General features: G+C 66.2%; 5 protein-coding genes. All 5 read left to right on the forward strand.

The genetic code is table 11. The features are described from left to right. Positions 1 to 48: 48 nt before the first annotated feature. A complete protein-coding gene (locus A9X04_RS26740) occupies positions 49 to 963 on the forward strand; it encodes a sulfotransferase family protein (protein ID WP_067927416.1) in 915 nt (304 codons plus the stop codon). Positions 964 to 1,336: 373 nt separating this feature from the next. Next, complete coding sequence (locus A9X04_RS26745; protein ID WP_067927414.1) at positions 1,337 to 2,329, forward strand: sulfotransferase family protein; 993 nt, start codon at positions 1,337 to 1,339, stop codon at positions 2,327 to 2,329. A 133-nt stretch (positions 2,330 to 2,462) separates the two neighbouring features. Beyond that, positions 2,463 to 3,524 (forward strand): NAD(P)-dependent oxidoreductase, encoded by a 1,062-nt coding sequence (locus A9X04_RS26750; RefSeq protein ID WP_067927418.1) that lies wholly within the window; start codon positions 2,463 to 2,465, stop codon positions 3,522 to 3,524. Positions 3,525 to 3,840: 316 nt separating this feature from the next. Beyond that, positions 3,841 to 4,647 (forward strand): TylF/MycF/NovP-related O-methyltransferase, encoded by an 807-nt coding sequence (locus A9X04_RS26755; protein ID WP_067927421.1) that lies wholly within the window; start codon positions 3,841 to 3,843, stop codon positions 4,645 to 4,647. Positions 4,648 to 4,762: 115 nt separating this feature from the next. After that, the coding region (locus tag A9X04_RS26760) for a glycosyltransferase (protein WP_369829020.1) at positions 4,763 to 5,319 on the forward strand (557 nt) is incomplete at its 3' end.

The following is a 5,319-nucleotide window of genomic DNA, read 5'->3' on the forward strand; positions in this document are numbered from 1 at the left end:
GCGCGCGCCGGAAACGCGAAGCGGCCACTGATTTTGTTCGTCCTGGGGATGGGGCGATCGGGGACGTCGGCACTGACGCGGGTCCTTTCGTTGTGCGGCGCCACGCTACCGGCGGGAATGATGGGTGCCGACGAGATCAACCAGCGCGGCTACTGGGAGCCTCGGGCATCGCTCCTGCTTAACAGGTCGATCCTGGAGCGCCGCGGCAGCGCCTGGTGGGACCCATCACTGCGCGTGCTCGAGGAAGGTGCCTTCACCTCGGCGGAGAGGGCGGCGGCCACCGCCGACATCGCCGCTTACCTCAAGTCGCTGCCGGACGCACCACTGTTGGTCATCAAGGACCTGCAGATCGTGGTGCTCTGGGAGATGTGGTTCGAGGCGGCACGTGCGGCGGGCCTTGATGTCGCCGTTGTGATCGCGGTGCGTCATCCGCAGGAGGTGATCGCGTCGCTCGGGAAGGCCACCGGGGCGTCACCGGAACTCGCGAGCGCCCTGTGGTTGAAGGGAAACCTGCTGGCCGAGCGCCAGTCGCGCGGCGTGCCCCGGGTGTTCGTCGAGTACACGCAGCTTCTCGAGAACTGGCGTCGCGAGATGAAGCGGATCTCCGCCGCGCTGGAGATCGACCTGCGCGCCGAGGAGGAAAGCGCAGTCGACGAGTTCCTCACCCCCGATCTGCGGCGTAACCGCGACAGTGGGCCCGTGATCGATCGCTTCGGCGCAGACTGGATGTCGGCGGTCTACGAGGTGATGCACGCGGCGGCGCTGGACGGGCCGCCAGGCGTGGTGACACTGGATCGTGTGTTCGAGGCCTATCGGGCCAGCGAGCATGATTTCCGGCTCGCGTTGGAGGATGCCCGCGGCCACTCCAGAAGCCTCACTGCCAGGCTGCTTCGGCCCTCCCTCATGAAGCCGGTGCTCGAGGTTGTCGCGATGACGCACCGGCGCAAGGGAACCTGGGCCTAGCCGCCGAGCTTCTCCCGGCTGGCCAACGCGCCCGAGTCATCCGAATGTTAAGTAAGCAAAACAAATATGCAAAATTGACGCCCGCGTCACCGAATCGCGCTAAAGTAGTTAACGCACCATGATCCGATCATTCGCTCGTCAGGGGAGAGCCTGATCCTGCAGAGGTGCAGGGGGACGGTGTCGTCTTTGTGCCAAAGACGTTGAGGTGGATTGAGTTTCATTTCTCGACGTCGCAGTGCACACCGGGCAAAGACGGTCTTGACTGTGACGGCGTTGCCGTGCGCGAGAGCTCGAGACGGGCGCGGAACCGAGAAGTCATGGGTGGCAACCGAGTTCGCATGTAGCCAGGTGCACCGAAAGGTCTGCGTTTGCAATGAGATTTGCCCGGATCGCGAAATCTGCTGAAACTGCTCACCCCGTCCGTCGCCCGGTCATTGTCTTCGTGTTGGGCCCACAGCGCTCGGGAACGTCGGCGATCACGCGGGTTCTCTCGCTGTGCGGTGGAACGCTTCCCGCCGGGATGTTGGGCGCGGATGCGAACAACCCGCTCGGCTATTGGGAACCACGGGCAGCCATCACTCTCAACGAGTCGATCCTGCGGCGTCACGGCAGCAATTGGTACGATCCGTCACTGCGTTTGCTGGACGACGCCGCGTTCGGCTCCCGAGAGAGGGCCGCCCACGTCGCCAAGATCGCGGACTACCTCTCCACGCTGCCGGCGGCCCCGCTGTTGGTGATCAAGGAGCCCCGGATAACCACACTGTCCGACCTGTGGTTCGAGGCGGCACGCACGGCCGGGTTCGATGTCGCGGCGGTCATCGCGGTGCGCCAGCCGCAGGAGGTCATCAAGTCGATTGCCGCGTCCTGGCGTGTCTCGCCGGCGCTCGCCAGCGCGATCTGGGTGAAATACAACCTGCTGGCCGAGCGCCACACGCGCGGCGTGACGCGGGTGTTCGTCGACTACGCCAACCTGCTCGACGACTGGCGCCGGGAGGTGAAGCGAATCTCGGTGGCGCTCCCAATGGAATTGAGCGCGGACGAAGAACAGCCGGTCGAGGACTTCCTGCAGCCCGACCTGCGACGCCAACGACACAGCGGCCCGGTAGCGGATCTCTTTGGTACCGACTGGATTTCGGCTGTCTACGAAACACTGTGCGCGGCGGCGCTGGACGAGCCCGTGGACAGGGGCACGCTGGATCGGGTCTTCGAGTCCTACCGCGGGTGCGAACGCGATTTCCGCCAGGCCTTCCAGGATTTTCACGGATTGTCCAACAGCATGCTGTTCCGCGTCTTCCCGCCCATGATCGCGGGCCCGGTGATGGAGGTGCTCGCGATGGCCCATCGGCGCAGGGGCACCTGGGCCTAGCGGTACCCGGCCGGGACCGGCAATCCCGCTGACCCGCGAGGGTGCCCGATATGATCGACCGGACCGTGCTGTCGGCAACGTGCGCGCGTCCTACCTGCAGACCAATGGGAGGTCCCGGCTCTTGTCAGCTTCCGTGCTCATCACCGGCGGGGCGGGGTTCATCGGGTCGGCACTGTCGCACCGTCTCGTCGGGGACGGTTACGACGTCGCGGTGATGGACGTCTTGCACCCCCAGGTGCATGGGGGAGACCGGCCGCTCGACCTGCCGTCGTCGGTGCGGTTGTTCACCGGCGACGTCACGCACGCTCCCGATTGGGACGCGGTGCTGCGGCTGTGTCGTCCCTCGCAGGTCGTCCACCTGGCGGCCGAAACCGGAACGGCGCAGTCCCTGTCGCAAGCCACGCGCCACGGTTCGGTGAACGTGGTGGGCACCACCCAGCTCCTCGACGCCTTGAGCCGCGCGGGAATCGTTCCCGACCAGCTGGTACTGGCGTCGTCGCGGGCCGTCTACGGCGAAGGCGCCTGGCAAGCCGGCGGCCAGGTGTTCTACCCGCCGCCGCGCAGCCACGCCCAGCTCGTCGCCGGCCAGTGGGATCCCCCGGGGCCCGGCGGTGCACCTGCGGTGCCGCTGCCCAGCTGCGCGAGCGGGACGGAGCCCCGGCCGACCAACGTTTACGCCGCGACCAAGCTCGCCCAGGAGCACCTGCTGGCGGCCTGGACGGCCGCGCACGACACCAACGTCAGCGTGCTCCGTCTCCAGAACGTCTACGGTCCGGGCCAGTCGCTGACGAATTCGTACACCGGAATCGTCGCCCTGTTCGCCCGGTTGGCGCGCGAGGGTCAATCGCTGGAGGTGTACGAAGACGGCCGCATCGTGCGGGATTTCGTCTACATCGATGACGTCGTAGACGCCCTGTACTCGGCCCTGCAGCGGCCCGCGACCGGATCGCGACGCCTCGACATCGGGTCGGGCAACGGGACCACCATCCACGAGCTGGCCGACAAAGTGGCCGCCATGTGCGACGCGCCTGCTCCGACCGTTGTCGCGAAATTTCGTGACGGTGACGTGCGCGCCGCCAGCTGCGACATCGGACAAGCCGAGGCCGAGCTGGACTGGCGCCCGAAGTGGACGCTCGACGACGGCCTGCCCGCATTGCTCGAATGGATCGGCAAGCAGTCCGAATCCTCCGGCTGACCGAACCGACGAGCCGCCTTCGCCGTGTCAAGAGCCATCACTTGGCCGCCCGGGTCGGCCGCGCGTCCAGCAAACGGCGCGGCTTTCGATGCGGGGTGGCGGCCGTCGGAAGCATATGATGGTCCGCAGGGGGCTGACCGGTGGTCAGGCGACAAGTCACTCGTTGGCTACGCGGTACAGGTGAGGGGGGTCAAGGGTTGGCGAACATGACGGAAAGATGTGAAACGCGTTGGCGGCCGGGGCGAACGTCTAGGCTGGTCAACGGGAGGAAATTCGTGCGAACCGGGGGGAAGTCTTGACCGTTGCCGATCGCGGCATGCGATCTTCATTCGTGGACACGCGATCGGCGTACCTCGACTTGCTCCGCCGCAACCTCACCCGGTACGGCAGCGACGAGTTGGTGCCCGTCGGTTGGTACTCCTTCGGACGGCCGATCCTGAGCACCCGCAAATTCATGATGGTGCGCAAGCGCCCGTTCAATCCGCATGCGCGCGGCCTCGGGCTCGATTGGCCCGCGGATGCCTTGACGATGATCGGCATGCAGCGGCTGACCAGTTTGCAGCAGTGCGTCGAGACCGCGCTGAACGAGGACGTTCCGGGCGACTTGGTCGAGTGCGGCGTGTGGCGCGGCGGGGCGTCGATCCTGATGCGTGCCGTGCTGTCCGCCTACGGCGACAAGAAGCGACGTGTGTGGCTGGCCGATTCGTTCGAGGGGGTTCCGCCCCCGGACACCGCGCATTACGAGGCGGACAGGGGAATCCGGCTGCACCGCGCCGCCGGCGTGCTCGCCGTGCCGGAAGAGCAGGTCAGGGCGAATTTCGAGCGCTACGGGTTGCTGGATGACCAGGTTCGTTTTGTGCCGGGCTGGTTCAAGGACACGCTGCAGGATGCGCCGATCGATCGCATCTCGGTCTTACGGCTCGATGGCGACCTGTACGAATCGACGATCCAGGCGCTCGATGCGCTTTATCCGCGGCTGTCGCCGGGCGGTTTCTGCATCGTCGATGACTACCACGCGATCGAGGCGTGCCGGCAAGCGGTCACGGACTACCGGACAAAGCATGGAGTGACCGCCGAGATCGAGGAGATCGACGGCACCGGGGTGCTGTGGCGTAAGGAATGACGAGCCGCTGCGCCGTCGCTGAGTAGCCCGCGCCGATGGGGGCATTCGCCGATATCTAAGGTGATCTCGGTGCATCATTGCCGCCGATGGCACAACTGGAGGGCTTGTAATCGCGATGAAAATGGTGCTGGCGAGCTATGGCACTCGCGGCGACATCGAGCCTTCGGTGGTGGTCGCCCGGGAACTCGTCCGCAGAGGCCACGACCTGGTGATGGCGGTCCCGCCCGACTCGATCGCGTTCACCGAGGCGGCCGGGCTGGCGGCCGTCCCGTACGGGCTGGAATCGCAGGCGTGGCTGGACCTGTACCGCAACTTCTGGACGTCGTTCTTCGGCGCCTTCTGGCGGGTCCGGGAGATGAGGTCGATGTGGCGCGAGATGTGGGATCTCAGCGACCGGTGCTGGGCGCAGATGAACACCACCCTGGTGTCGCTTGCCGAGGGCGCTGACCTGCTGTTGGCCGGGCAAAGTTATCAGGAGCCCGCCGCCAACGTCGCGGAGTACTACGACATCCCGTTGGCCACGCTGCATCACGTCCCCATGCGACCGAACGGCCAGACCGTTTCGATGCTGCCGGCCCCGTTGGGGCGCTCGGCGATGACGGCGTTCGACTGGTTCAGTTGGCGCCTCAACAAGAAGGTCGAGGATGCGCAGCGCCGCGAACTCGGCCTGCC

The sequence above is a fragment of the Mycobacterium sp. E3247 genome, from assembly GCF_001667785.1.
Taxonomy (GTDB): domain Bacteria; phylum Actinomycetota; class Actinomycetes; order Mycobacteriales; family Mycobacteriaceae; genus Mycobacterium.

What these genes read in the sequence shown, in the direction of transcription:
- A9X04_RS26740 (WP_067927416.1), top strand. Translation starts at nt 49, where the DNA reads ATGGGGCGATCGGGGACGTCGGCACTGACGCGGGTCCTTTCGTTGTGC.
- A9X04_RS26745 (WP_067927414.1), top strand. Translation starts at nt 1,337, where the DNA reads ATGAGATTTGCCCGGATCGCGAAATCTGCTGAAACTGCTCACCCCGTC.
- A9X04_RS26755 (WP_067927421.1), top strand. Translation starts at nt 3,841, where the DNA reads ATGCGATCTTCATTCGTGGACACGCGATCGGCGTACCTCGACTTGCTC.